The following is a 24485-nucleotide window of genomic DNA, read 5'->3' as shown; positions in this document are numbered from 1 at the left end:
TAAATAAACTCTTCGGCGGCAGAGGGTTGGCGGGCGGCGGATGAGCGAATCGGAGAGCAGGCGCGGGAGATCTGGCGGGCGCGGCGCGCTTCGCCGGCTTGCGACCGGTCTCACGATCGCCCTGACCGTGACCGCAGTCACAATGGCGGGGTTCATCGCCTTCGCACCGCTGGTCGCCCTCGAAGGCGCGCTCAGCGACCGGCTCACTGCGGCCGCGCGGCCGCCGTCGGAGGCACAGCATCCCGGCGTCTCGGTCATCACCATCAACGAGGCCACGCTGGCCAAACTGCCCTACCGCTCGCCCATCGACCGCGGCTTCCTCGCCGACGTTCTTGAAGCGATCCGCGAAGCCGGCGTGAAGGCGGTCGCCTTCGACATCCTGTTCGACCAGCCGACCGAGGACGCCAAGGACGTGCGTCTCGCCCTCGCCATCCGTGACTTCCCCGCCCCGGTGACAGTCGCCTGGGCCGACGCCCGCGCCGGCATGACCGAGGACCAGGATGCGTGGCTGGCCGCCTTCATCGATGCGAGCGAGGCGCAGCCCGGCGGCGCCGGGTTGCTGTTCGACGCCGACGGCGTGATCCGCCGCCACCGGGTGCTGGACCCTGAGAGCGGCGTGGTCTCGCTGCCCGCGGGTCTGGTCGGCGCCGACGAAGGCGGACCGGAGACCATCGCCTGGCTGGCCGACACGGCCGACGGCAAGTCGGCGTTCCAGGTCCTGCCGGCCCACAGCATCGTTCTGATGGCGAAGCGGCCGGCGATCCTGAAACGATGGCTGGAAGGACGGGTTGTCCTGATCGGCGCCGACCTGCCGCAGCAGGACCGGCACCTCACGCGCCTCTCGGCGGATCCCTCACAGCCGGCGACGATACCCGGCGTCGTGATCCACGCCCATGTCGCCGCGCAGATGCTGGACGGGCGCGCCATCGGTTCCCCCGGCGAGACCGGCTTCGCGATCCTGATCGCCGCCGCTGCCCTGCTCGGCGTGCTGATCGGCTTCGGCGGCATCGCGTTCTGGCTGCAGATCGCCGGCGGTCTCGTCCTGCTCGGCATCTGGGGCGCGGCGGCGGTCTGGCAGTCGCGGCAGGGCTTCCTGCTGCCGGTCGCGCCGATGCTGTTCGCCTATGCCGCCGCCTATGCGCTGGCCGCCGGGATCGAGGCCCTGCTGCAGCGCCGAGAAAAGGCCTTCATCCGCAATGCCTTCGGGCATTACGTCGCGCCGCAGCTGGTGGCCGAGTTGTCGCGGCATCCCGACCTGTTGAAGCTGGGCGGCGAGCGGCGGCGGATGAGCTTCCTGTTCAGCGACATCGCCGGCTTCACCTCGATGAGCGAGAAGCTGCAGCCGGAAGAACTGACCTCCCTTCTGAACGACTATCTGGACGGCATGAGCGATATCGTCCTCGCCCATGGCGGCACGCTGGACAAGTTCATCGGCGATGCCGTGGTGGCGATCTTCGGCGCGCCGGTCGACCAGCCGGATCATGCCCGCCGCGCCATGGACTGCGCCCTGGCGCTCGACCACTTCGCGGAAGACTTCCGCGGTCAGCACACCGGGAAGGGACTTGGCGTGACGCGCATCGGCGTCCATCACGGCGAGGCGACGGTCGGGAATTTCGGCGGCCGCCAGCGCTTCGACTACACCGCCATGGGCGATGCGATGAACACTGCCGCCCGGCTTGAAGGTGCAAACAAGGCCTTCGGCACGCGCGTCGCGCTGAGCGGCGACCTGCTTGAAGCCGCAGCGCAATCCGGCGATCTGCCGCCGTTCCAGAAGGTCGGCGGCGTCGTGCTGAAGGGCCGCAAGGCGTCGGTGGACGTCTATACGCCGGCCGAAGATGCAGCGCCCGGGCTTCTGTCGTGCTATGCGGAGGCCCTGACGGCGATGGATACGGACCTGCCCTGCGCCCGCGACCGGTTCGACCGGCTGGGCAAGGACTGGCCCGATAACCCTCTGGTGAAGTTTCACCGTCAACGTCTGGAGGCCGGCGAAAGCGGGTCGACGTTCGAACTGAAGGAGAAATGATGCGGTCACTCGGACTTCTGAGCTTCCTGGCCTGTCTCGCCGCCGCCTGGGCGGCCAGCGCCGCGGAGATCGTCATCCTGGAATCCACTGCGCCCGGCATCGAGGCTGGCGCGATCGTCGAGGACACTGACACTGTCGAGGTGCCGGACGGCGCAATGATCCTGATCGTCGAGGAAGACGGTTCCAGCCGGGAGATCGCCGGCCCCTTCAGCGGCGCCATCGGTTCGGCCGGCAGCGGCGGGGAGTCCGGCGGCGGTCTGATCGCCAATCTGGGCAAGCTTGTGCAGGACCGCGAATCCAAGCGTCAGGTGCTCGGCGCGATCCGCGCCGCGCCAGGCCAGGTGTCGCCGCAGATCTATCTTGTCGACGTCGCGCGCTCCGAGACGGTCTGCATCCCGACCGGCCAGACGCCAACGCTGTGGCGTCCCGCGACCATGGCCGCCGAGACCGAGGTGGAGATGGCCGGCGCGAGCGGCGCATCGGCGCGCTTCCTCTGGCCGGACGAGGCCCAGTCGGCGGCCTGGCCCGACGGGCTGCCTCTGGCCGATGGCGGCGCCTACGCACTCAGGCTGGCGATTGCGCCGCGCCCGACGGAAGTCAAGCTGCGGCTGGTCCCGGATACCGTGACCGAGACCGCCGCCAGGGCCGCCTGGATGTACCAGGCCGGTTGTCACCGGCAGGCCATCGCGCTCATCGAGAGTCTGGCGACGGACTGACGCCGCCGCGGCGCTGCCCGCCGGAGGCCCTTTCCGATCCGTAATCATCGCCGCGACCTGAACCGCGCGAACGGATAGCAGACGCGACCGCCATGCCGCTTTACAGCGGATGCTACTCACCGGTATCATTCGGAAACCGTCGCGCTCTGGGGAGGGAGGGACGTGCTCGACACCTCGCAGGTGTTCCACATCAACATCAACTGCAGCGATCTCGAACGGTCGCTGGAATTCTACCGGCTGCTCGGGTTTCGCGAGGTCATCAACTTCAATGCGACCGGCGAGGGCACGGCGGATACCGACGTGCTCGGCGACCCCGTGCTGGGCCCGGCGCTGGGGCTGCCGGCCAGCTCGCAGGCGCGGGCGCGGATGCTGATGCTGGGCGACAATCCGCGGTCGGCGCGTCTGGACCTGATCCAGTGGATCGAACCGAAGGCCGAGGGCCGGTCCTATCCGCATCTGGCGCATATCGGCATCGCCCGCATCTGCTTCCGCGTCGGGAACGTCGAGGACGCGTGGCGGCAGCTCGAGGACGCCGGCGCCGAACCGTTCACCGAACCGGTGCTGATCGAGATGGGCGGATCGCGGCAGAAGTTCTTCTGCGCGAAGGACCCTGACGGCGTCGTCGTCGAGTTCATGGAGTTTCTGAAGGACTGAGAAGGTTCTTCACCACGGCCGGGCCGAATTTGGCGCCGGGCAAAACGGCCGGATGGCCGAACAAGGGAGGAGAGAAGATGCTAGCGAGGAAGTTCGTCTACGCGGCCGCAGGTGCGGCCATGCTGACGGCTGCGGGAGCGGCCCAGGCAGAAACGTTGAAACTGGCTGTCGGTTTTCCGACGGGCAGCGCGGCGGTCTATGCGCTCGAGAATTTCGCCAAGAATGTCGAGGCGACCAGCGACCTGAAGGTCAAGGTCTTTTCGCTGTCGCTGCTGAACCTGAAGGAGACCCCTCCGGGCATCCGTGATGGTATCGCCGACATGGGCTTCGTCCTGCCGCCCTACTATCCGGCCGAGTTCGCCGAGACCAACCTGGCGGCGAACCTGTCGATGCTGGCCACGACCGGCGAACAGATCGAGAGCCCCGGCACCGCCATGGGCGCGGCCATGACCGAGTATGTCTTCCTGCACTGCCCGGACTGCCTGGCCGAGCACAAGAAGCAGAACCAGGTCTATCTCGGCACCGGCACCAGCCCGACCTACATCCTGCATTGCACGACCCCCATCCGCACCATGGAGGACCTGAAGGGCAAGAAGTACCGTTCCGGCGCCGCCAATTTCGGCCGCTGGGCCGAAGCCGTGGGCGGCACCAAGGTCTCGGTGCCGGGCAACGACATCTACGAGGCGATGGCCCAGGGCGTCGTCGACTGCGGCATGTTCTCGGCGACCGAGCTGACGAACCTGCAGCTGTTCGACGTGACCAAGTTCATCACCACGAAGATCCCCGGCGGCGTCTTCGCCGGCGTCGCGACCAACAACATCAACCGCGACGTCTGGGCCGATCTGACCCCGGCGCAGCGTGAGGCAATCTTCAAGGCCTCGGCCCGGTCTTCGGCCGACGTTACCTGGAAGTACTACGCCGACGCCAAGCGGAACCTCAACGACGCACCCGGCAAGGGTATCGAGATCATCGAGCCGACCGCCGAGATGGTGAAGATGTCGGAAGACTTCGTGAAGTCCGACCTGGCCGTGATCTCGAAGCAGTTCACCGACGACTACGGCCTGTCGAACGTCGACGCCAAGATCGCCAAGATCTCGGAGCTGGTCGACAAGTACAAGAAGCTGACCGCCGGCATGGCCGACGACCCGGAAGCACTCGCCAAGCTCTACTGGGACGAGATCATGTCCAAGGTCGACCTCTCGACCTACGGCATGGACTGAGGCGCGCGCGGACGGGACGCCCCCGCGTCCCGTCCGCACCGCTCTTCCTGATCCGGAACAATCATGGATTTCATTGACCGCTGGCTCGGACGGGCCGTGAACCTGACAAGCGTTGTCGGCTCGATCGCCGTCGGGCTGATGATGGTGCACATCACGGCAGACGTGATCGGCAAGTTCATCTTCTTCTCGCCGGTTCCGGCGACCATCACGCTTGTCTCGAACTACTACATGGTCGTGGTCGCCTTCCTGCCGCTGGCGCTGGCAGAACGGCGCAACGCCCATATCAGCGTGGAAGTGCTGACCGAGCGCTTTCCGGCCGCCCTGCAGCGCCACATCAACGGCTGGACCTACCTGCTGTCGGCGGTCGTGTTCGGCCTGCTGACCTACCGCAGTTTCACCGACGCGCTGGACAAGCAGGACACCGGCTCCTTCATCATGGAACAGAGCACCAAGGTCCTGATCTGGCCCGGCCATTACCTGCTGCCCATCGGGGCCGGGCTGATGGTTCTGGTGCTGGTCTACAAGTTCGTCTGCTACCTGACCGGACGCCACATTTCTGGCGCTCCCGGCTATATCGCCGAATAGGAGGCCGGTCTGACAGACGTCCAGATAGGTTTCACGGGGATCGGCATCCTGCTGGTGCTGATCGCCCTTCGCGTGCCGATCGGGGTTTGCCTGATCGGTGTTTCCTTCGCCGGAATCTGGGCCCTGGTCGGTGAACGCGCCGCCTGGGGGTCGCTCGGCGTCATCCCCTACAGCTTCGCCGCCACCTGGCAGCTCAGTTCGGTGCCGATGTTCCTGCTGATGGGCTTCCTCTGCTATCACGCAGGCCTGACAAAGGGCATGTTCGACGCCGCACGCATGTGGCTGTCGCGATTGCCGGGCGGACTGGCCATCGCCACCGTGTTCGGCGCCGCCGGCTTCGCCGCCGTGACCGGTTCGTCGGTGGCCTGCGCCGCCGCCATGGGCCGGATCGCGGTGCCGGAGATGATGCGCTACCGCTACGACGCCTCGCTGGCCACCGGCACCGTCGCCGCCGCCGGCACCATCGGCGCGCTGATCCCGCCGTCGATCCTGATGATCCTCTACGGCATCATCGCCGAGGTGCCGATCAGCTCGCTCTTCCTGGGCGGCGTCGGCGCCGGCCTGCTGACCGCTTTCAGCTACGTCGCGGTCATCCTGATCCGGGCCAAGCTCAACCCCGCCCTCGCGCCGGCCCTGCACGAGGAAGTCTCCTTCAGCGACAAGGTCACCGCGCTGCGCGACACATGGCCGGTGCTGCTGCTGATGATCGGCGTCTTTGGCGGCCTGTTCTCCGGCGCATTCACGCCGACCGAGGCCGGCGCCGTCGGCGCGGCCATCGCCACGCTGATCGCGGCGCTGAAGGGCTCGCTGAACTGGGTGAGTTTCCGCGATGCGCTGGTCGAGACGCTGTTGACCTCGGCGTCGCTGTTCATCATCGCCATCGGCGCCAGCATGCTGACCCGCTTCCTCGCATTCAGCGGCGCCGGGGACTACCTCTCCGACGCGGTTGCGGCGATCGGCGCGGACCCGATCCTGCTGCTCATCGGCATTTCGCTGATCTATCTGCTGCTGGGCATGTTCCTGGAGCCGATCGGCGCCATGCTGCTGACCCTGCCGATCCTGCTGCCGATCCTGGACACCGCCGGGTTCAGCCTGATCTGGTTCGGCATCCTGCTGACCAAGTTCCTCGAGATCGGCATGATCACGCCGCCCATCGGCCTGAACGTGTTCGTCATCAAGGGGGTGGTCGGCGATCTCGCCTCGACGGGCCTGATCTTCAAGGGCATCGCATGGTTCCTTGTGGCGGACCTGATTGTGGTCGTCGCGCTGATCGCCATTCCGGACATCGTCCTCTACCTGCCCAGCCTGGTCGGCTAGGGCGTGAAGGAGCGTTCGTCATGCTGATACCGGCAGCCGCCGCGGGCGGCGACCTCGGCAGCGTCGAGACCGAACTGACCCCGCGCCGGCTGCTGGCCTTTGCCGCCGGCCTGGGCCTCTCGGACGAGTGCTATCTGGACGACGGACGGCCCGGCGGACCGGCGATGATGCCGGCGATGTGCGCGGCCATCGAATGGCCGCTGGCGGACGGCAACGCCAGTTCCGCTCGGATGGGCGTGACGCTGGCGCAGTACCGCAGCGTCGGCGTCCACGCCGAGCAGGACACGATCTTCCACCGCCCGCCCCGGGCCGGCGAGACCCTCAGGACGTCGGCGGTGATGGAATCCCTGCGCCAGACACGGGCCGGCGTGCTGATGAGCCTGCGCTGTGACAGCGTCGACGGCGACGGCCAGCCGGTGATCACCAGCTACATGGTGGGCATGCTGAGAGGCTGGAAACTGGACGCGCCATCGGGCGGGACCGACAGCCGCGACCTGCCCGGTCCGGCGGATCTTCAGGCGGATGCAACATCCGAAACCGTGCACGTGCCGCGCTGGCTGCCGCATTCCTATTCGGAATGCTCGCAGATCTGGAACCCGATCCACACCGAGCGTGAGGTGGCGCTGGCCGCCGGGCTGCCCGACATCATCCTGCACGGCACCGCGACCTGGGCGCTGGCCATGGACCGCGTCATCCGCGCCCATGCCGGCGGCGACCCGCGCCGGCTGCGCCGCTTCGCCTGCCGCTTCACCGGCATGGTCATTCCGGGCGAGGACATCACCGTCCGCCACGCCGGCGACGGCAGCGGCCGGATCCGCGTGGAGGCGCTCGACGCCCGCGGCGTCCCGGTGCTGCAGCACGGCCTGGCCGAGATTCTGCCCGAAGCACCCTGAGGCGACGTCAGTGCGGCACGCCCTGCAGCCATTTCAGGGCGCCGGGCCGCATGCCCTTGAACTTCGGCCGGCCATCCATAGGCGCGACCAGCAGCGGCCCGTGATGGTTCAGATTCCACTTGATGCGGTGATAGAGCTTCGACGGCGTCAGATCGGCGTCGAAGACGAAGAGGTCGTCGGAGAGCTGGAACCAGTCCGCGTCGAGATCGAACTCGGCGCGCCCCTCATAGCCTGGAAGGTGGACCAGATAGAGCGTCATGATGGGCAGCCAGATGTGAACTCACCGGCTCTCCATCAATACGCCGCTTCGCCGCATCCGCCTGTCAGATCGCCCGCCCCTTCCACGGCACGAAGCCGGGGACCGCAAGTCGGTAGTCGCGATAGGCGTCGCCGTAGAGGTCAATCAGCCGCCGCTCCTCGTATCGCGCGCCGATGATGAAGTAGGCGGCGGCCCAGATCGAACTTGCGAGGCCGAAAGGGTCGTCGGCGATGCCGGCAAGCATCAGCAGCGCGCCGCTGTAGAGCGGGTGGCGGACATAGCGGTGCAGACCGGCGGTGTGCAGGGGTTCCGGCGGCGCATCTGCGGCGACCGGTCTCCACCCCGTGAAACGGCCGCCGTCATAGTGACGGTAGGCGACAAGCAGGACAGCCGCCCCCAGCACCATCGAGGCGGTCATTGCCCAACGAACCGGCGTCGCCAGATCGAAGGCTTCGGCTGTCCGGCCGCCCAGCCAGAACCACCCCGCAAACACGATCGCGGCCAGATGAATAACCGCGATGGCGTTGTAGGCGAGCCGTTCCCGCGTGCCGAAAACCGAGCCGGTGATCCGCTTGGCGCAGGCCGAGGCCAGTACCGAGTGCCCGAGGCCGAAACTCAGCCACAGCAAGGCGTAGATGACGTGTTCGGTAGCTGTCATGAAGGTCCCTTTGAAGACGGCGACGCGCGAAGCGGTTTGCATGCTGGCGCACAATCGCCGGACAGAGGGCGAAACCGCCGCTTATGAGATTGTGGCGCGGGCCGGGGCGTGTTGTCATGCAGGCTCACAAGTCTTCGGGAGCCCATCTCATGAACGACATCGGCAATTCGCCGTCGGCGCGGGACATCGAGAGCGTCATTCACCCCTACACCAATCTGGACCTGCACCGCCGCAAGGGTCCGATGATTATCGAAAAGGGCAAGGGTGTTCTGGTCTGGGATGACGAGGGCTCGGAATACATCGAGGGCATGGCGGGCCTGTGGTGCGCCAGCTTCGGCTTCGGCGAGGAAGAGCTGATCGACGCCGCCGTCGAGCAGATGCGCAAGCTGCCCTTCTACCATCAGTTCGGCCACAAGAGCTCGATGCCCTCCATCGATCTGGCCGAGAAGCTGCTGGAAATAGCGCCCGACGGCATGTCGAAAGTCTTCTTCGCCAATTCCGGCTCCGAGGCGAACGACAGCCAGGTCAAGCTGCAGTGGTACGTCAACAATGCCCTCGGCCGGCCGCAGAAGAAGAAAATCCTGGCCCGCATCAAGGGCTATCACGGCGTCACCGTGGCCGCGGCCTCGCTGACCGGCCTGCCGGCCAACCACGCCGAGTTCGACCTGCCGATCGCCAATATCGGCCATGTCGACATGGCCTACCCCTATCGCGGCATGGAGCCGGGCGAGACCGAGGAAGAGTATTCGGACCGGCTGGCGCGCCAGCTCGAGGAACGCATCCTGGCCGAGGGGCCGGACACCGTCGCGGCCTTCATCGCCGAGCCGGTCTGCGGCGCGGGCGGCGTGCTGGTGCCGCCGGCGGGCTACTTCCCGAAGATCCAGGCGGTGCTGAAGAAGTACGACATCATGATGATCGCCGACGAGGTGATCTGCGGCTTCGGGCGCACCGGCAACATGTGGGGCAGCCAGACCTATGGCATCGAGCCGGACACGCTGTCCTGCGCCAAGCAGCTGTCGTCGGCCTATCTGCCGATCTCGGCGGTGATGGTGAACGACCGCGTCCACGACGCCATGATCGAGCAGTCGAAGAAGATCGGCACCTTCGCCCACGGCTTCACCTATTCGGCCCATCCGGTCTGCGCCGCCGTCGCGCTCAGGACCATGCAGCTGATGGAGGAGCGGAAGATCCTGGATCACGTGCGCGAGGTTGCGCCGGTGATGCAGGGCCGCATGCAGAAGCTGGCCGATCACCCGCTGGTCGGCAATGTCCGCGGCGTCGGCCTGGTCGGTGCGATCGAACTGGTGAAGGACAAGGCGACGAAGGAAGCCTTCGATCCCAAGGCGATGGTCGGCTTCAACTGCGCCGAGTTCGCGCTGAAGCACGGCCTGATCACCCGCGCCATGGGCGACAGCCTCGGCTTCTGCCCGCCGCTGATCATCACCGAAAGCGAGATCAACGAGATGTTCGACCGCTTCGAGAAGGCGCTCGAGGACACCGAGCGCTGGATCAAGGCCGAACTGGGCTGAGGCAACGATGATTGTCGGCACCCCGAAGGAGATCAAGAACCACGAGTACCGCGTCGGACTGACGCCCGAGAGCGCCGCAGAGCTTGTGCTGCACGGCCATACGGTGCTGATCGAGCGCGGCGCCGGCGGCGGCATCGGCGAATCCGATGCCGACTACGAGAGGGCCGGCGCGGAACTGGTCGGCACCGCCGAAGAAGTCTTCGCCCGCGCCGAGATGGTGGTGAAGGTGAAAGAGCCGCAGGCGGTCGAACGGGCGATGCTGCGCGAAGGCCAGATCCTGTTCACCTACCTGCATCTCGCGCCCGATCCCGAGCAGACCGCCGATCTGGTGAAATCCGGCGCGGTGTGCATCGCCTATGAGACGGTCACCGGACCCGGCGGCGGCCTGCCGCTGCTGAAGCCGATGAGCCAGGTCGCGGGCCGCATGTCGATCCAGGCCGGCGCGACGGCGCTGGAAAAATCCCATGGCGGCCGCGGCGTGCTGCTGGGCGGCGTGCCCGGCGTGATGCCGGGCCGGGTTGTGGTCATCGGCGGCGGCGTGGTCGGCTTCAACGCGGCGCAGATGGCGGTCGGGCTCGGCGCTGACGTGACCATCGTCGACCGCAGCCCCGAGGTGCTGGAACGGCTCGGCATCTATTTCGAGGCCCGCGCCAAGACGCGCTTCTCCAACCATGCGAACCTTTCCGAGAGCGTCGCGCAGGCGGATCTGGTGATCGGCGCGGTGCTGATTCCCGGCGCCGCCGCGCCGAAGCTGGTGACCCGCGCCATGCTGAAGACGATGAAGCGCGGCTCGGTGCTGGTAGACGTCGCCATCGACCAGGGCGGCTGCTTCGAGACCTCGAAGCCGACAACCCATGCCGATCCGACCTATGTCGTCGACGATGTCGTCCACTACTGCGTCGCCAACATGCCCGGCGGCGTCGCGCGCACCTCGACCTATGCCCTGAACAATGTGACCCTGCCGCATGCGCTCCGCATCGCCGACATGGGCTGGAAGGGCGCCCTGCGCGCCGACCCGCATCTTCTCGGCGGGCTGAACGTCTGGAACGGCAAGGTCACCTGCGAGCCCGTGGCCCGCGACCTCGGCTACGACTACATCCCCGCTGCGAACGCGCTCGCGGCCTGATGGCGGAGACGGCCGAGGTCCTGATCATCGGCGCCGGCGCGTCCGGCGCGGTGGCGGCGAAGCATCTGGCCGAGGCAGGCGTGAAGGTCGTCTGCCTGGAGCAGGGCCGGAAGGTCGAGACGGACGAGTTCTACGGCGACAAGCCGGAATGGGAACTGATGACCCAGCGCCGCTGGCATCCCAACCCGAACGTGCGGCAGATCGAGAGCGACTATCCGATCAATGTCGACGAGTCCGACGTCAATCCGCTGATGTACAATGCGGTCGGCGGCTCGACGATCCTCTATTCCGCGCACTGGCAGCGCTTCATGCCCTCGGATTTCCGGGTCCGCAGCCTGGACGGCGTCGCCGAGGACTGGCCCTTCACCTATGAGGACCTCGAGCCCTTCTACGATCTGGTGGATGTCGAGATGGGCGTTTCGGGGCTGGCCGGAGACCCGGCCTATCCGCCGATGACGCCGCCGCCGCTGCCGCCGATGCCCATCGGCAGGATCGGGCGGCGCGCCGCGGAGGGCATGAACCGGCTCGGCTGGCACTGGTGGCCCGCCCCCATGTCGGTGCCGTCGCGCGCCTGGCGCGGACGCAGCCAGTGCGTGCGCCGCGGCACCTGCAGCCAGGGCTGCCCCGAACAGGCCAAGGCCTCGACCGACCTGACCCACTGGCCCGACGCGATCCGCTTCGGCGCGAGGCTGATCACCGGCGCGCGGGTGAGCCGCATCACGACCAACGCGAAGGGCCTCGCCGACGGCGCGGTCTGGCGCGACCGCGAGGGCGTCGAGCATCACCAGAAGGCGGAGATCGTGCTGGTCTGCGCCAATGGCATCGGCACGCCGCGCCTGCTGCTGAACTCGGCGACGAAGGATCATCCGGACGGGCTGGCGAATGCCTCCGGTCTGGTGGGCCGAAACCTGATGATCCACCCCTATGCGGCGGTCACCGGCTATTTCGACGAGGACATGGAAAGCTGGATCGGTCCGGCCGGACAGGCGATCCAGTCGATGCAGTTCTACGAGACCGACGAATCCCGGGGCTTCGTCCGCGGCGCCAAGTGGCAGGTGATGCCGACCGGCGGACCGCTGGGCTTCCGCTCGATCCATGCCGGCGGCCCGCTGGAAGAGGCCTGGGGCGAGGCCTTCCACGCGAAGACCGCGCGCACGCTGGGCCGGTCCTTCGAGTGGGGCATCATCGTCGAGGATCTGCCCGAGGAATCGAACCGCGTCGTGCTCGATCCGGAGATGACCGATGCCGACGGCGTGCCGTCGCCGAAGATCCTCTACCGGACCTCGGACAACACGCACCGGCTCATCGACTTCCATCTGGCCCGCCAGAAGGAGGCGATGGCCGCCGCCGGCGCGGTCTCCACGACCGACACCGCGCTGATGCGCGACAGCGGCTGGCACATCATGGGTACGGCGCGGATGGGCAACGATCCGAAGACCTCGGTGCTCGACCAATGGTGCCGAAGCCACGAGGTGCCCAACCTCTACGTCATGGACGGTTCGACCTTCGTGACCTCGTCAGGCGTCAATCCGACCGGCACGATCTGCGCCATCGCCCTGCGTGCGGTGAGCCACATGCTGGAAAACCGCGCCTCGGTGGCGGCCGCCTGATGCTGGACGACGGACAGCGCGCGGCTTTCGCCCGCATCGCCGACGCACTGATCCCGGCGGTACAGGGCATGCCGTCCTTCAGCCAGTCGGACGCCGACCCCGTCCATCTCGACCGGGTGCTGACGCTCAGGCCGGAACTGCTGGCACCGCTGCAGGCCGCGCTCGAGAAGGCGGCCGCCGGCATGGACGCCGAGGCGCTGAACCGCGACCACCCTGAAGCCATCGGCGTGATCGGACTGGTGGCGTCCTCGGCCTACTACCTGTCACCGGACATCCGCCGCAGGCTCGGCTATCCGGGACAGATCCAGCGCCCGGCCGCCGAGGAAGAAGAGCACGACTACGCCGACCTGCTGCAGCCCGTCATCGACCGGGGCCGCATCTACCGCGAGGTCTGATCTTTCAGGACACCGGCCGCCCAGGCCAGTGCGCGGTCTTCGTAGACGGCCTTGCCCGGCGCCGGGAAATCCGGGTCGGCGAAAGCGCCCACAGCGACCGCGACCCGCTCCGCCATCCGTTCGGGATGCCAGAACACTGTCGAGCCGCAGGACGCGCAGAAGTGGAAATGCACGGGAAGCCCGCTGTCGGCCTCCCGGCTGAACGTCCGGTAATCGCCCGAAACGATGATGTCTTCCCTGCCGAAGAAGGCGGCGATGCCGAAGGCGCTGCCCGTCCGGCGCTGGCAGTCGGAACAATGACAGAGCGACACGCTCAGCGGCGTCTCCGGACAACGGACGCGAAGCTGGCCACAGGCGCAGCTGGCTTCGCGCTCGGTGCTCATCGCCGCCTCACGGCTCAGGCCAGCGCGTCGCGGATCTTCTGCATCAGCGCGTTGCGTTCGGCCCGCGCCTGCAGCGCCTGATCCATGTCGACCTTCACGAACTGCGTCGGCGTGTGCGGCTGCATCTGGCCGATCAGGTCCATGTCGGCCGAGATGACCGCGCCCAGCATGAAGTAGCCGCCGCCGGAAACCGCGTCGCGGTGCAGGCAGATCGGTTCCGTGCCGCCGGGCACCTGGATGGAGCCGTAGGGATAGCAGCCATCGACGATGTTGGACGGATCGGAGCCCGCGCCGAAGGGCCGTTCGCGCTCGGTGAACTCGATCGGGTGGCCGCCGCGGAAGCGGTAGCCGATGCGGTCGGCTTCCGGCGCAACCTTCCAGATGTCGTTGAAGAACTGCTCGCCCGAGGCGTCCGAGACCCAGTGCCAGTAGATGCCGGGCAGCACCCGGATCTCCGCCGGGTTCCCCGGCGCGCGCCGCATTGAGGCGTCCAGCGACTTGCCCGCGGTGCCCGAGGCGCTGCCGACGGGGAGTTCGTCGCCCGCAGCGATGGCGCGGCCCTCGAAGCCGCCCAGCGCACCCAGCGCATAAGTGGAACGGCTGCCGAGCACGACCGGCACATCGATGCCGCCGGCAACGGCGATATAGGCGCGCGCGCCGCCCTTCAGGAAATCGAAGCTGAGCACCTGTCCGGCCTTCACCGGGAAGGATGACCAGTTCTCCTGCGCCTCGCCGTCCAGTTTCGGGGTCATCGCCGCGCCGGTCACCGCGACGACGCTGTCGGCGGTGAACTCCAGCTCCGGGCCCATGAAGGTGGCTTCCAGAACCGCCAGATCGCCCGGGTTGCCGACCAGCAGGTTGGCGGCTTCCAGCGCCAGCAGGTCCATGCCGCCGGACTGCGGAATACCCAGGTGGTAGTAGCCGGGACGGCCGGTGTCCTGAACGGTGGTCGCCAGGCCGGGTTTGATCACCTTAATCATTCAGCGCACCCTCCAGCTTGGCGTTGTAGGCGTCGGCGCCCTTGTTGAACTCGTCCAGCGAGAACTCGACCGGCCGCACCTTCGGCTCGAAGCGGTTGGCGGCGACCTCCTCCAGCGCGGTATCGTACTGGTCACGCGTGATCGGCTTGAACTTCACCAGATCGCCAGGCTTGAAGTAGATCATGAAGTCGCGGAGGTAGCTGGTCTTCTGCTGCGGGTCGAAGATCGTCATCGGCGTGATGCCGAACATCTGGTAACCGCCGGCGCCGCGCACCGAGTAGATGCAGGAGAAGCAGCCGCCATAGCCGACCGTCTGCTTCGGCGTGTCGGTCCGCGGCCGGAGATATTTCGGCACCTCGATCTGCCGTGCGCGCTCGACCGTCTGGTAAAGGAACGGCAGCCCGGCCACAAAGCCGACCATCGACACGAACCAGGGCGAGCCGGAGTGCGCGGTGATGAAGTCGTCCACCGTGTCGTAGCCGTTGATCCGGGCCGAATAGTCCAGATCGGTGCCCGACGGGTCCTGATGCCGCTCGCGGAACCGCATCAGCGTCTCGTGCGTCCAGGGATCGTTGTAGAGCACCGGGATCTCGACGATGCGGGTGTCGAGACGATTCTCGGCAGCGTCGGCCTGGGATTCCAGCTTCTGGATCTCGGCCAGCATGTCCTGTGGCTTGATGATGTCCGGATCGAACTTGACCTGATAGGACGCATTCGCCGCACAGATCTCGGTAACGCCCTTGATCTGGCTCTCGCGGACCGCGTTGGTCATGGACAGGCTCTTGAAGAAGGCCTCCAGCGACATCTCCTCGCCAAGCTGGCAGAAGATGTGTTCGTCGCCGCCGAATGTGTATCGGGATTCCATCTTGGTGGCGCCTCCTTGGGATTATTCGGGAGCTATCGGATGTTCCGCGAGCCAGGGCTCGAGGAACTGGGTGTGGACCGCATTGGCGCGCACGGCGTCCGACGCGGCCAGCACCTTGTGCAGCGGAATGGTCGTCTTCAGGCCCTCGATGGTGAGCCCTTCCAGCGCCGCGGCCATGCGCTCGATCGCGCCGGCCCGGTCGGGCCCGTGGACGATCAGCTTGCCGAGCAGCGAGTCATAGAAGGGCGGCACCTGGTAGCCTTCGTAGAGCAGCGTGTCGAAGCGGACATGATCCGCCTCCGGCACGCCCAGCTTTCCGATGACGCCGGGGCCGGGCATGAAGTTGTTCGACGGATCCTCGGCATTGATGCGGCACTCGATGGCGTGGCCGCTCAGCGTGATGTCCGCCTGCTTCAGCCGCAGCGGCTCGCCGCCGCAGATGCGGATCATCTCCTGCACCAGATCGATGCCGGTGACCATCTCGGTGACCGGATGCTCGACCTGGATGCGGGTGTTCATCTCGATGAAGTAATGCGCGCCCGAGCGGTCGTCGAAGAGGAACTCGAGCGTGCCCGCGCCGCGGTAGCCGACCGATTTCGCCAGCGCCACGGCGCTTTCGCAGATGGCCTGCCGCTGATCTTCGGTCAGCGCCGCCGAGGGTGCCTCTTCCCAGACCTTCTGCCGGCGCCGCTGCAGTGAGCATTCGCGTTCGAAGCAGTGCACCGCATCGGTGCCGTCACCGAGCACCTGAACCTCGATGTGCCGGGCGTCCCGGATCACTTTCTCCATGTAGAGTGCGTTGTCGCCGAAGGCCGCCTGGGCCTCGTTCCGGGCCTCAGCCACCAGCTTCGCCAGCTCGGTCTCGTTCTCGGCGATCTTGATACCGCGTCCGCCGCCTCCCGCGGCGGCCTTGATCATCACCGGATAGCCGATTTCGGAAGCCGCAGCCTTCGCCTCGTCAGCGCCCGAGAGCACGCCCTCGCTGCCGGGTACGGTCGGCACGCCAGCCTGCTTCGCCGCCTCCCGCGCCGCGGCCTTGTCGCCGAGGCGGGAAATGGTCTCGGGGCGCGGTCCGACGAAGATCAGCCCCGCGTCTTCCACCGCCTGTGCGAACTTCGCGTTCTCCGACAGGAAGCCATAGCCCGGATGGATGGCGTCGGCGCCGGTCTTGCGCGCCGCCTCCAGCAGGTTGTCGATGTTCAGATAGGACTTGGCCGCGTGGGGCGGACCGATATCGACGGCCTCGTCGGCCATGCGCACCGCCAGCGAGTTGGCATCGGCCATGCTGTGGACCTGCACGGTCGGGATGCCCAGCCCCTGCGCGGCCCGGACAATGCGGACCGCAATCTCGCCCCGGTTCGCGATCAGCAGTTTCTTGATCGCCATGATCCGCGGTCAGTCGAGCTCGAGAAGCGGCTGCCCCGCCATGACGGGTTCCTCATTGTCGGCGAGGAACGCGGTCACGGTGCCGGCGGTCTCCGCCTTCACCTCGTTGAAGGTCTTCATGACCTCGATCAGGCCGATGACGTCGCCAACCGCGACGCTGTCGCCGACATCCTTGAACGCCGGTTCGTCGGGCGACGGCTTGCGGTAGAAGGTGCCGGGCAGCGGCGAGAGAATCTGTTCGGCCACGATGGGGTCTCCTGTCGGTGTTGTCTCTTATTCCGCCGCAACGGCCATGAAGGGCTGTACGGCGTTCTTCACGGCCGTCGCCACATCGACGGCGTTCGGCGTGTCCGAATGTACGCAGATGCTGTCGCAACGGACTGGCGTGTCGTTGCCGGCGGTCGTCTGCGTCTTGCCTTCCTGGATGGCGCGGACGCAGCGGGCGGCGGCGTCTTCCGGATCGACCGGGTCGTGCACCATGGTCACGATCAGGCCGCCATTCTCGTCGTAGTGCAGGTCGGCGTAGAACTCGGCGACGAAGTCATGACCGCGCGCGGGATAGATCTCCTCGTGCAGCGTGCCCGTCATGCCGAACAGCGGCACCTTGAAGATGTCGGCGACGTCGCAGACCGCGTGGGCGATGTGCTCCTGCTTCGCGGCCATGCCATAGAGCGAGCCATGCGGCTTGATGTGGTTGAGCTCCATGCCCTCGGCCTCGAGGAAGCCCTTCAGCGCGCCGACCTGATAGATCAGGCAGTTGGCCATGTCCTCGCGGCCCATCTTCATCTCGCGCCGGCCGAAGCCCTGCAGGTCCGGCAGCGAGGGATGCGCGCCGACCCGGACGCCGTGCTTCTTGGCCAGCTGTACGGTCTTGCGCATGTGGTTGTAGTCGGAAGCGTGGAAGCCGCAGGCGACGTTCGCCACCGTGATGTGCGGCATCAGCGCCTGATCGTCGCCGATGGTGTAGAGCCCGAAGCTCTCGCCCATGTCGCAATTGATCTCGATCGCCATGACAGATCCTCCTTTGCGCCCGTTCAGTTCGTCCGCTTCAGCACGTAGCTCCCGCTCTCGTGCAGCGAAGCGTGCCAGCCCGGCTCGATGACGATGGTCGTCGTGACCTCCTCGATCACCGCCGGTCCCGTGATTTCCGCGCCCGCACCCAGCTTCTCGCCATCATAGACCGGCGCGTCGATGGCCGCACCATCGGGCGAGAAGATCATCGGACGGCGGGTCTTCAGCGCGCCGGCGACGTCGCTGCCGGTGGCCAGAACCGGCAACTCCGGCCGGTCGACGCGCCCGTAGAGCGTGCTCTCCAGGTTCACCACCTCGATCGGCGTGCCCTTCTCCGAATAGGTGTAGAGCTGCTCGTGCTTGGCGTGGAACCCGTTCTTCAGCCGGTCGACCGTGCTGGCGTCGATGGTGAAGTTGTCGATCTCGACCGTGCATTCGTGGATCTGGCCGACATAGCGCATGTCGATGGAGCGCTTGATGGCGATCCGGTCGCGTTCGAAGCCGTCGGCCTCGAGATGCGCGATGCCCTCCGCCTCGATCTCGGCATAGGTGTCGTTGATCCGCTTGTAGGCCGCCTCGCCCTCCAGCCGGACAGGGCTGGTGGCCATGTAGTTGTACTTCACGTCGGAAATGATCTGGCCGAAGGCGCAGAGGCCGGAGGCCAGCTTCGGCACCAGCACCGTGCCGATGCCCATTTCCTTGGCCAACGCGGTGATGTGCGCCGCACCGGCGCCGCCCGCCGCCACCAGCACGAAGTCGCGCGGATCGTAGCCGCGTTCCACCGAGACCCGGCGGATGCCGTTGACCATGTTGTTGTTGACGATCGTGAACATGCCGTAGGCGGCGCGTTCGACCGAGATCCCCAGCGGGTCGGCGATCTTCGTCTTCACCGAGGCGTAGGCCTTCTCCCGGTCCAGATCCATGCGCCCGCCCAGCAGCGCCGTCGGGTTGACGTAGCCCAGGATCAGGTTGGCGTCGGTCGTGGTCGGCTCCTCCCCGCCATTGCCGTAGCAGGCGGGTCCCGGATCGGCGCCGGCCGACTGCGGGCCGACCTGCAGCAGGCCCATCTCGTCGATCCAGCCGATCGAACCGCCGCCGGCGCCCAGGGTCTCCACCTGGATCATGGGCACGCCGATGCGGTAGCGCAGGAAGTCGATGTCCTTGTTGATGTTGGTGCTGCCGCCGCGGGTCAGCGTGATGTCGAAGGACGTGCCGCCCATGTCGACGGAGATGACGTTGTCGATACCGAACGGCTTCGCGACGAACAGGCCGGCCTGCGGCGCGGAGGCCGGGCCGGAGTTGATCGCGTAGACCGAGCGGTCGCTCATCGCCTGGCCGATGGCGAGGCCGCCGTTCGACTGGAAGTAGCGCACCGGATACTCGGCCCCCAGATCGCGGAAGTACTTGTCGATGCCGTCGACATACTTCTTCAGGATCGGCCCGAGATAGGCGTTGGCGATGGCCGTCGATGTCCGGGTGTATTCGCGGATCTGCGGATAGAGTTCCGACCCGACGGTCAGGAAGGCCTCCGGCATCATCTCGCGGACGATCTCCGCCGCCCGGCGCTCGTGATCCTGGTGCAGCACCGACCAGACGAAGGAGATGGCGACGGCCTTCACGCCTTCCTTGATGAACAGTTCGCAGGCCGCGCGGACATCGTCCTCGTTCAGCGGGATCTTCACGCTGCCGTCGGAGACGACACGCTCGGCGACGCCGCGGCGCAGGTAGCGCGGGACCAGCATTTCGGCCGGCGGGTATTCGGCGTCGTAGCGGTAGCCGTCTTCCTTGTGGCCCAGCCGGATCTCGATCGAATCCTCATGGCCCTTCGTGCAGATCAGGCCCGTCTTCGCGCCCTTGTGCTGGATCAGCGCGTTCAGCCCGACCGTGGTGCCGTTGATGCAGAGATCGCACTGGGAGATGATTTCCTTCGGGCTCTGGCCGACATCGGTCGCGATCAGCTTCAGCCCCTCGGAGATCGCCTCGGTGGGATCGTGCGGCGTCGACGGCGACTTGTAGAGCCGCACCCCGCCCTCCGCATCGGCAAGGACGAAATCCGTGAAGGTGCCGCCGGCATCGACGCCGAGCCTGTAACGTGTGCGCATGAGCCCTCCCTCAAGCTGCGCGGAAACCAGGGATGGTGATGGTCTTGCCGCCGCTTACTCGGCGGCGACGTTGTGGCCGCGCTGCGCCGCCGTGGCCTCCATGTCGACCACGAGGTTCTCCGCATCGGCGAAGATGACGCCATAGTCCTCGCGGGCGCCGTCGATCGAGACGAGACCGTTCTTCACGTCCCACTTCACCGCATCGACGTCGCGCTCGAACGGATCGCCGTAGCCGCCGCCGCCGGGGTTCATGTTGGCCGCGCGCTCGCCCGGATTGATGGTCTCGATGACGTTCGACTTGATCAGGTCGACCTTGCCGCCGCGGGTGATCTCGATGCGGCCGACCTTCGGCTCGATCATCTTCGACTTCGCGCCGGCCGCACCGGTCGCCGGATACTTCCGGCCCTCGCCGAAGGTGATGAAGTCCATCGGCTTGTCGATCGGCTCGACCTCCCATCGGGTGCCCGAACCGCCGCGGAACTTGCCCGCGCCGCCCGAGTTGGTCATCAGCCCGTATTCGTGGATGATGATGGGATAGGAGTATTCCAGCAGCTCGACATCGCCCGAGGTGAGCGCACCGAAGCAGCACTCCGGCCCGCAGGCGTGCCAGCCGTCCTGGGAGGGCGTCGCGCCGGCGCCGGAGATCAGCGAGGCCAGCACCATGGTGACGTATTCCTCGTTGTGACGGGTGTCCCAGCCGGCGATGTTGCAGCCATTGGCGTGGCCCCAGCCGGCCGAGACCTTGTCGGGCGCGGCCTCCTCGAAGGCGAGGCGCACGGCGTCGGTCAGCGTCTCCATCGGCGTCGTCGTGCAGTTCATGTGCGGCGCGGGTTCGACCGCGTTGCAGATCGTGCCCTTCGGTCCCATGTCCACGTCGAAGCAGCGGTAGAGCCCCTCGTTGTAGGGCGGCGGCAGCTGCGCGAACATCATCACGCCCAGATAGACGCCCGAGTAGGAATTCCCCTCGTAGGAATTGATGAAGTAGGGAATCTGCTCGGGGCTGTCGATCTGGATCTTGCAGGTGTCGCCCTTGACGGTGACCGTCGCGGTGATGTCGATGTCGCCGAAGCCGTGACCGGCGTCCTCGATGGTGGAGAGGCCGGTATAGGTGCCGTCGGGAACGGTGCTGATCAGCGCCCGCATTTGACGGTCGGCCATGTTCATCAGTTCGTCGATGCAGGCGCGGACCTGATCCAGACCGTACTTGTCGAGCATCGCGATCAGGTTGCGCTCACCGACCTGCACCGCACCCAGCTGCGCGTTGAAATCGCCTTCCTGATCGCGGCGGGCGCGCATGTTGGTCAGCAGCAGGTTGATGACGTCATAGCGGCGGACGCCCTTGTCGTAGATCTTCACCGGCGGGATGCGCAGGCCCTCGCCGTAGATCTCGGTTGCGTCCGGATTGTAACCGGCCGGCACCGGGCCGCCGATGTCGGTCAGGTGGCCCTTGCAGACCGTCCAGAAGACGAGCTCGCCCTTGTAGAACACCGGCTTGTACATGCAGGTGTCGATCATGTGGCTGCCCATGTAGGCCGGATCGTTGTGCATGATCACGTCGCCCGGATGGATGTCGTCGCCGAAATAGCCGGCAACCGCCTTCATGGCCGGGATCAGGCTGCCCAGATGGATCGGGATGTCCTGGCCCTGCATGATCATCTCGGGCACGTGGTTGAACAGCGCATTGGAATAGTCGTGCGCCAGGTTGAACACGCTGGAACGGGCGGTCTTCTCCAGCGCCAGGGTCATTTCGCGCTGGGTCGTCTCAAGGACGCCGCGGACCACGGAGAGGGTAATCGGATCGACATCAGCCATGAGAGGCCTCCTCTTCGGCAACAGGCGGAAGTTGGTTGATCAAACGATAACAGCCCCCCGGAGGCCCGCAACGCTCCACCGGGCCTCGTGAAGCGGGGTTCAGGTCAAAGTGCGCTCTGATCCAACTCGGCCAGCAGGGCGTCCGTGGTGACCTGCCGGCAGTAGCCGCGGTTGAGCCTCAGCGAGGCCTGGTGCCGCTCCATCGAGTGGGTCGCGCAGGCGTCCGTGACCACGGTGACCAGATAGCCCATGTCGCAGGCGTCGCGGACCGCGGAATCGACGCACTGATCGGTCAGCAGCCCGCTCATCACCACCTGTTTCACGCCCAGATTGCGCAGCACGTAGTCGATGTTGGTCGAGATGAAGACACTGGAGGAGGTCTTGGGGATGACGATCTCGTCCGGTCCCGGCGCGATGGCGTCGATCACCTTCGCATCCCAGGCTCCCTTCGGCACGTTGAACCCGGTGATCTTGTAGTCGAGGCTGCGGTCGCGGCCGTCGGCGGTCAGGCTCTCGATCACCGTGTACATCACCTCGATCCCTGCCCTGCGGCAGCCGGCCTGGAGACGCTGCATGTTGGGCAGGGTCTCGGCCTCGAAATGCCTGAAGAACCAGCCGTATTTCGCTTCGAAGGCGTCCGGTGCGGTTTCCGTGTATTCGCCCCCTTCGCGGTGAGCGCCGAAGTTCTGGACATCGATGAACAGCAGCGCTGACTGCGCCGGCACCAGCGGTATGTCGCGGGACAGGGGTTCGTTCATTCGGGCCGGCTCCTGAGATATTCGTTGACCGCCCCCGCAAGGAGGTCGGCCCAGTAATCGATGCCGCCCGGCGTGCCCAGCTGGTCGTTCCGGATCTCGATCAGGGCGTGCGGGATGCCGCCTTTCTCCCCGTGCACGGGGATGGTGAAATCGGAAATGTCGTCCACGGTGTAGGGCTCGTTGTAGGCGAAAGTCAGATAGGGCTCCCGGCCGGACGCGATGGCCAGCAGGGTCTCGGCGGTCGCGGGCTCGCGGTTGGCCAGGAATCCGGCATGCCAGGGCCGGCTCTCGCCGTTCATCTCCGGCGTGAAACTGTGGATCGACAGCAGCAGTTCCGGCCGCGCCCGCTCGATCTCGGCGGCGATGCGGTCGTGATAGGGCGCGTGGATGGCGCCGATCCGCGCCGCCTTGGCGGTTTCGGAGAGGTCGCGATTGGCCGGGATTTCGGTGCCATCGGACACTTCCGGCGTCAGGTCGGGCGCGATCAGGGCGCGGTTGCAGTCGATCACCAGCCGGCTGTAGGCCTGCGCGACCACTCGGGCCTGCAGCCGCTCCGCCAGCGCCTTCGAGAGGTCGAACGCGCCGACGTCCCAGGCGATGTGGCGCTCCCAGTCCGCCGGACCGACGCCCATGTCGCCCAGCGCCGCCGGCGTCGCCCGCCCGGCATGTTCGCAGGTGATCAGGACCGGCCCGGCCGCGTCGATGTTGTGCGTCAGCACGGGATCGGGGTCGTCGATGTGGAGCATGGGCGGGTCTCTTTCGGGGCCGGCGAATTGACAGCGATTGTCACGGTCCGGAAGATCGCCGTCCAGTCCGGGCTTTCGGGACAGGGGGACCGCCTGTGGACACGACCCAATCGATCATCATGGCCTGCTGCTCGGACATCGCGGGACAGGTCCGCGGCAAGGGCTTCCCCGAACACGAGCTGGAAACCCGCCTGAAGCGCGGTGTCGGCTGGACCCCGACAAACGTGCAGATCACCTGCTTCGACGTCATCGCCGACAGCCCCTTCGGCGCGCTGGACGACTTGGTGCTGGTGCCGGATCCGGCAACCCGTTTCCGGGTCGACCAGATCGAGCGCCAGATCGAGGACACCATGCTGGGCGACATCCTGACCCTGGACGGCCAGCCCTGGAGCTGCTGCACCCGCAGCGCGCTGAAGTCCGCGCTGAAACGGCTCGAGGACGTGGCTGGCGCGTCGCTGACCATCGCCTTCGAGCACGAGTTCCAGCTGGAGGGCGGGTCCGGGGCAGGTTCCGCCTACTCCCTGGAAGGCGCGCGTGCCGGACGGGCGCTGGGCCAGCGCATCTTCGATCTGATGGCCGCAAACGGGCTGGAGCCGGACACTTTCATGAAGGAATACGGACCGGACCAGTACGAGGTCACCATGAAGCCCGCGGACGCGCTGAAGGCGGTCGACAACGCCGTGATCCTGCGCGAGTTGGTCCGGCTCGCAGCCGACGGCTTCGGTCAGCGCGCCACCTTCACGCCGATCCGCGATCCGGACGGCGTCGGCAATGGCGTCCACATCCATCTCAGCCTGAATGACATGAACGGCGAGCCGGCGACCCACGATCCCGAAAGCGCCACGGGCCTGTCGAAGCTGGCGGGCAGCTTCGTCGCCGGCGTCTGCGCCTACCTGCCGTCCATCGTCGCCTTCCTGGCGCCGTCGGCGATTTCCTATCTCCGCCTGACGCCGCACCGCTGGAGCGCGGCCTGGAACAATCTCGGCCTCCGGGACCGGGAGGCGTCGGTCCGCATCTGTCCGGTCACGGCGCTGGATCCACGGGACATCGCCCGGCAGTTCAACTTCGAGGTCCGCGCCTGCGACGCCGCCGCCAGCCCTTATCTGCAGCTCGCCGCCATCGTCCATGCGGGCGCGGAAGGGATCGCCCGAGGGCTGACGCCGCCCGAGGCAACGCATGCCGATCTGGACGCCCTGAGCGAGAAAGAGATTGCCGCCATGGGCTACCGCCGCCTGCCGCAGAGCCTGTCCGCCGCGCTGAAGCTCTTCGAGTCGGACGAGACCGCCCGGGGCTGGTTCGGGGCCGAGTTGTCCGACGTCTATCTGCGCCACAAGCGCGGCGAACTCGGCGTTCTGGAGGGGCTGGGCCCGTCGGAGATGTGCCACCGCTACCTGAGCGTCTATTGACGCTGAAAGGGGCGGTCCCGTCCAACTCCGGCCGCCTCGGGCCGCGCTATC

24 protein-coding genes are annotated in these 24485 nt (G+C 66.8%); 12 read left to right on the top strand and 12 right to left on the bottom strand.

Annotated features, from left to right (window positions below; all coding sequences use genetic code 11):
• The first annotated feature begins 127 nt into the window (after window positions 1–127).
• The 7 genes from ACMVY4_RS05410 to ACMVY4_RS05380 all read left to right on the top strand — a co-directional run bounded on the left by ACMVY4_RS05410 (window position 128) and on the right by ACMVY4_RS05380 (window position 7408).
• Window positions 128–2023: a CHASE2 domain-containing protein gene (locus ACMVY4_RS05410; RefSeq protein WP_416899162.1), complete on the top strand. Its 1896-nt coding sequence runs from the start codon at window positions 128–130 to the stop codon at window positions 2021–2023.
• Window positions 2020–2739 carry a hypothetical protein gene (locus tag ACMVY4_RS05405; protein ID WP_416899161.1) on the top strand — a complete coding sequence of 240 codons (720 nt, stop codon included), beginning with the start codon at window positions 2020–2022 and terminating at the stop codon, window positions 2737–2739. Before ACMVY4_RS05410 ends, ACMVY4_RS05405 begins: the two co-directional genes overlap by 4 nt.
• A gap of 162 nt (window positions 2740–2901) precedes the next feature.
• On the top strand, window positions 2902–3393 hold the full coding sequence (locus ACMVY4_RS05400; RefSeq protein WP_416899160.1) for a VOC family protein: 492 nt from the start codon (window positions 2902–2904) through the stop codon (window positions 3391–3393).
• Between the two features lie 77 nt (window positions 3394–3470).
• Window positions 3471–4613 carry a C4-dicarboxylate TRAP transporter substrate-binding protein gene (locus ACMVY4_RS05395; protein ID WP_416899159.1) on the top strand — a complete coding sequence of 381 codons (1143 nt, stop codon included), beginning with the start codon at window positions 3471–3473 and terminating at the stop codon, window positions 4611–4613.
• 63 nt (window positions 4614–4676) lie between these two features.
• On the top strand, window positions 4677–5198 hold the full coding sequence (locus tag ACMVY4_RS05390; RefSeq protein WP_416899158.1) for a TRAP transporter small permease: 522 nt from the start codon (window positions 4677–4679) through the stop codon (window positions 5196–5198).
• Window positions 5199–5207: 9 nt separating this feature from the next.
• Window positions 5208–6515, top strand: a complete 1308-nt coding sequence (locus tag ACMVY4_RS05385) for a TRAP transporter large permease (RefSeq protein ID WP_416900259.1) — start codon at window positions 5208–5210, stop codon at window positions 6513–6515.
• A gap of 20 nt (window positions 6516–6535) precedes the next feature.
• Window positions 6536–7408 (top strand): MaoC/PaaZ C-terminal domain-containing protein, encoded by an 873-nt coding sequence (locus tag ACMVY4_RS05380; protein ID WP_416899157.1) that lies wholly within the window; start codon window positions 6536–6538, stop codon window positions 7406–7408.
• A 7-nt stretch (window positions 7409–7415) separates the two neighbouring features.
• Here the strand turns inward: ACMVY4_RS05380 and ACMVY4_RS05375 are convergent, their stop codons facing one another.
• Window positions 7416–7667 (bottom strand): hypothetical protein, encoded by a 252-nt coding sequence (locus tag ACMVY4_RS05375; protein ID WP_416899156.1) that lies wholly within the window; start codon window positions 7665–7667, stop codon window positions 7416–7418.
• A 64-nt stretch (window positions 7668–7731) separates the two neighbouring features.
• A complete protein-coding gene (locus ACMVY4_RS05370) occupies window positions 7732–8325 on the bottom strand; it encodes a methyltransferase family protein (RefSeq protein WP_416899155.1) in 594 nt (197 codons plus the stop codon).
• 149 nt (window positions 8326–8474) lie between these two features.
• Between ACMVY4_RS05370 and ACMVY4_RS05365 the strand changes: the two genes are divergently transcribed.
• The 4 genes from ACMVY4_RS05365 to ACMVY4_RS05350 are packed head-to-tail and all read left to right on the top strand — an operon-like array spanning window position 8475 to window position 12985.
• Complete coding sequence (locus tag ACMVY4_RS05365; protein ID WP_416899154.1) at window positions 8475–9854, top strand: aspartate aminotransferase family protein; 1380 nt, start codon at window positions 8475–8477, stop codon at window positions 9852–9854.
• Window positions 9855–9861: 7 nt separating this feature from the next.
• Window positions 9862–10980 carry an alanine dehydrogenase gene (gene ald, locus ACMVY4_RS05360; RefSeq protein WP_416899153.1) on the top strand — a complete coding sequence of 373 codons (1119 nt, stop codon included), beginning with the start codon at window positions 9862–9864 and terminating at the stop codon, window positions 10978–10980.
• Window positions 10980–12590 carry a GMC family oxidoreductase gene (locus tag ACMVY4_RS05355; RefSeq protein ID WP_416899152.1) on the top strand — a complete coding sequence of 537 codons (1611 nt, stop codon included), beginning with the start codon at window positions 10980–10982 and terminating at the stop codon, window positions 12588–12590. The genes ald and ACMVY4_RS05355 overlap by 1 nt, the downstream gene beginning before the upstream one ends.
• On the top strand, window positions 12590–12985 hold the full coding sequence (locus ACMVY4_RS05350) for a hypothetical protein (protein ID WP_416899151.1): 396 nt from the start codon (window positions 12590–12592) through the stop codon (window positions 12983–12985). The genes ACMVY4_RS05355 and ACMVY4_RS05350 overlap by 1 nt, the downstream gene beginning before the upstream one ends.
• Here ACMVY4_RS05350 and ACMVY4_RS05345 read toward each other — a convergent pair.
• The 10 genes from ACMVY4_RS05345 to ACMVY4_RS05300 all read right to left on the bottom strand — a co-directional run bounded on the left by ACMVY4_RS05345 (window position 12970) and on the right by ACMVY4_RS05300 (window position 23028).
• Entirely contained in the window at window positions 12970–13368 is a 399-nt protein-coding gene (locus ACMVY4_RS05345) for a GFA family protein (protein ID WP_416899150.1), read from the bottom strand. The two genes, ACMVY4_RS05350 and ACMVY4_RS05345, sit on opposite strands and share 16 nt — an antisense overlap.
• Before the next feature lie 14 nt (window positions 13369–13382).
• Window positions 13383–14348, bottom strand: a complete 966-nt coding sequence (locus ACMVY4_RS05340) for a biotin-dependent carboxyltransferase family protein (protein WP_416899149.1) — start codon at window positions 14346–14348, stop codon at window positions 13383–13385.
• Window positions 14341–15213, bottom strand: a complete 873-nt coding sequence (locus tag ACMVY4_RS05335; protein WP_416899148.1) for a 5-oxoprolinase subunit B family protein — start codon at window positions 15211–15213, stop codon at window positions 14341–14343. The genes ACMVY4_RS05340 and ACMVY4_RS05335 overlap by 8 nt, the downstream gene beginning before the upstream one ends.
• A 21-nt stretch (window positions 15214–15234) precedes the next feature.
• Window positions 15235–16599: an acetyl-CoA carboxylase biotin carboxylase subunit gene (locus tag ACMVY4_RS05330; RefSeq protein ID WP_416899147.1), complete on the bottom strand. Its 1365-nt coding sequence runs from the start codon at window positions 16597–16599 to the stop codon at window positions 15235–15237.
• 9 nt (window positions 16600–16608) lie between these two features.
• Window positions 16609–16848 (bottom strand): acetyl-CoA carboxylase, encoded by a 240-nt coding sequence (locus ACMVY4_RS05325; protein ID WP_416900258.1) that lies wholly within the window; start codon window positions 16846–16848, stop codon window positions 16609–16611.
• A 24-nt stretch (window positions 16849–16872) separates the two neighbouring features.
• Window positions 16873–17610 carry a LamB/YcsF family protein gene (locus ACMVY4_RS05320; RefSeq protein WP_416899146.1) on the bottom strand — a complete coding sequence of 246 codons (738 nt, stop codon included), beginning with the start codon at window positions 17608–17610 and terminating at the stop codon, window positions 16873–16875.
• A gap of 23 nt (window positions 17611–17633) precedes the next feature.
• A complete protein-coding gene (locus tag ACMVY4_RS05315; protein WP_416899145.1) occupies window positions 17634–19712 on the bottom strand; it encodes a hydantoinase/oxoprolinase family protein in 2079 nt (692 codons plus the stop codon).
• Between the two features lie 54 nt (window positions 19713–19766).
• Window positions 19767–21524, bottom strand: coding sequence for a hydantoinase B/oxoprolinase family protein (locus tag ACMVY4_RS05310; RefSeq protein WP_416899144.1), 1758 nt, complete (start codon window positions 21522–21524; stop codon window positions 19767–19769).
• Between the two features lie 104 nt (window positions 21525–21628).
• Window positions 21629–22282 (bottom strand): cysteine hydrolase family protein, encoded by a 654-nt coding sequence (locus tag ACMVY4_RS05305; protein WP_416899143.1) that lies wholly within the window; start codon window positions 22280–22282, stop codon window positions 21629–21631.
• Entirely contained in the window at window positions 22279–23028 is a 750-nt protein-coding gene (locus tag ACMVY4_RS05300) for an N-formylglutamate amidohydrolase (RefSeq protein WP_416899142.1), read from the bottom strand. Before ACMVY4_RS05300 ends, ACMVY4_RS05305 begins: the two co-directional genes overlap by 4 nt.
• Window positions 23029–23147: 119 nt before the next feature.
• On the opposite strand from ACMVY4_RS05300, the gene ACMVY4_RS05295 reads away from it, so the two are divergent.
• Window positions 23148–24434, top strand: a complete 1287-nt coding sequence (locus ACMVY4_RS05295; protein ID WP_416900257.1) for a glutamine synthetase family protein — start codon at window positions 23148–23150, stop codon at window positions 24432–24434.
• Window positions 24435–24485 lie beyond the last annotated feature (51 nt).

This window comes from Minwuia sp. (assembly GCF_048007105.1).
Lineage (GTDB): Bacteria > Pseudomonadota > Alphaproteobacteria > Minwuiales > Minwuiaceae > Minwuia.
The sequence above is the reverse complement of the archived record's forward strand: the minus strand, read 5'-3'. Positions and strand labels throughout refer to the sequence as shown.

Bases quoted from the DNA above. Each gene is read 5' to 3' on its own strand.
- ACMVY4_RS05390 (WP_416899158.1), top strand. From the start codon at position 4,677: ATGGATTTCATTGACCGCTGGCTCGGACGGGCCGTGAACCTGACAAGC.
- ACMVY4_RS05395 (WP_416899159.1), top strand. From the start codon at position 3,471: ATGCTAGCGAGGAAGTTCGTCTACGCGGCCGCAGGTGCGGCCATGCTG.
- ACMVY4_RS05300 (WP_416899142.1), bottom strand. From the start codon at position 23,028: ATGCTCCACATCGACGACCCCGATCCCGTGCTGACGCACAACATCGAC.
- ACMVY4_RS05305 (WP_416899143.1), bottom strand. From the start codon at position 22,282: ATGAACGAACCCCTGTCCCGCGACATACCGCTGGTGCCGGCGCAGTCA.
- ald (WP_416899153.1), top strand. From the start codon at position 9,862: ATGATTGTCGGCACCCCGAAGGAGATCAAGAACCACGAGTACCGCGTC.
- ACMVY4_RS05405 (WP_416899161.1), top strand. From the start codon at position 2,020: ATGATGCGGTCACTCGGACTTCTGAGCTTCCTGGCCTGTCTCGCCGCC.
- ACMVY4_RS05330 (WP_416899147.1), bottom strand. From the start codon at position 16,599: ATGGCGATCAAGAAACTGCTGATCGCGAACCGGGGCGAGATTGCGGTC.
- ACMVY4_RS05355 (WP_416899152.1), top strand. From the start codon at position 10,980: ATGGCGGAGACGGCCGAGGTCCTGATCATCGGCGCCGGCGCGTCCGGC.
- ACMVY4_RS05340 (WP_416899149.1), bottom strand. From the start codon at position 14,348: ATGATTAAGGTGATCAAACCCGGCCTGGCGACCACCGTTCAGGACACC.
- ACMVY4_RS05365 (WP_416899154.1), top strand. From the start codon at position 8,475: ATGAACGACATCGGCAATTCGCCGTCGGCGCGGGACATCGAGAGCGTC.
- ACMVY4_RS05345 (WP_416899150.1), bottom strand. From the start codon at position 13,368: ATGAGCACCGAGCGCGAAGCCAGCTGCGCCTGTGGCCAGCTTCGCGTC.
- ACMVY4_RS05310 (WP_416899144.1), bottom strand. From the start codon at position 21,524: ATGGCTGATGTCGATCCGATTACCCTCTCCGTGGTCCGCGGCGTCCTT.
- ACMVY4_RS05295 (WP_416900257.1), top strand. From the start codon at position 23,148: ATGGCCTGCTGCTCGGACATCGCGGGACAGGTCCGCGGCAAGGGCTTC.
- ACMVY4_RS05370 (WP_416899155.1), bottom strand. From the start codon at position 8,325: ATGACAGCTACCGAACACGTCATCTACGCCTTGCTGTGGCTGAGTTTC.
- ACMVY4_RS05335 (WP_416899148.1), bottom strand. From the start codon at position 15,213: ATGGAATCCCGATACACATTCGGCGGCGACGAACACATCTTCTGCCAG.
- ACMVY4_RS05350 (WP_416899151.1), top strand. From the start codon at position 12,590: ATGCTGGACGACGGACAGCGCGCGGCTTTCGCCCGCATCGCCGACGCA.
- ACMVY4_RS05375 (WP_416899156.1), bottom strand. From the start codon at position 7,667: ATGACGCTCTATCTGGTCCACCTTCCAGGCTATGAGGGGCGCGCCGAG.
- ACMVY4_RS05315 (WP_416899145.1), bottom strand. From the start codon at position 19,712: ATGCGCACACGTTACAGGCTCGGCGTCGATGCCGGCGGCACCTTCACG.
- ACMVY4_RS05380 (WP_416899157.1), top strand. From the start codon at position 6,536: ATGCTGATACCGGCAGCCGCCGCGGGCGGCGACCTCGGCAGCGTCGAG.
- ACMVY4_RS05320 (WP_416899146.1), bottom strand. From the start codon at position 17,610: ATGGCGATCGAGATCAATTGCGACATGGGCGAGAGCTTCGGGCTCTAC.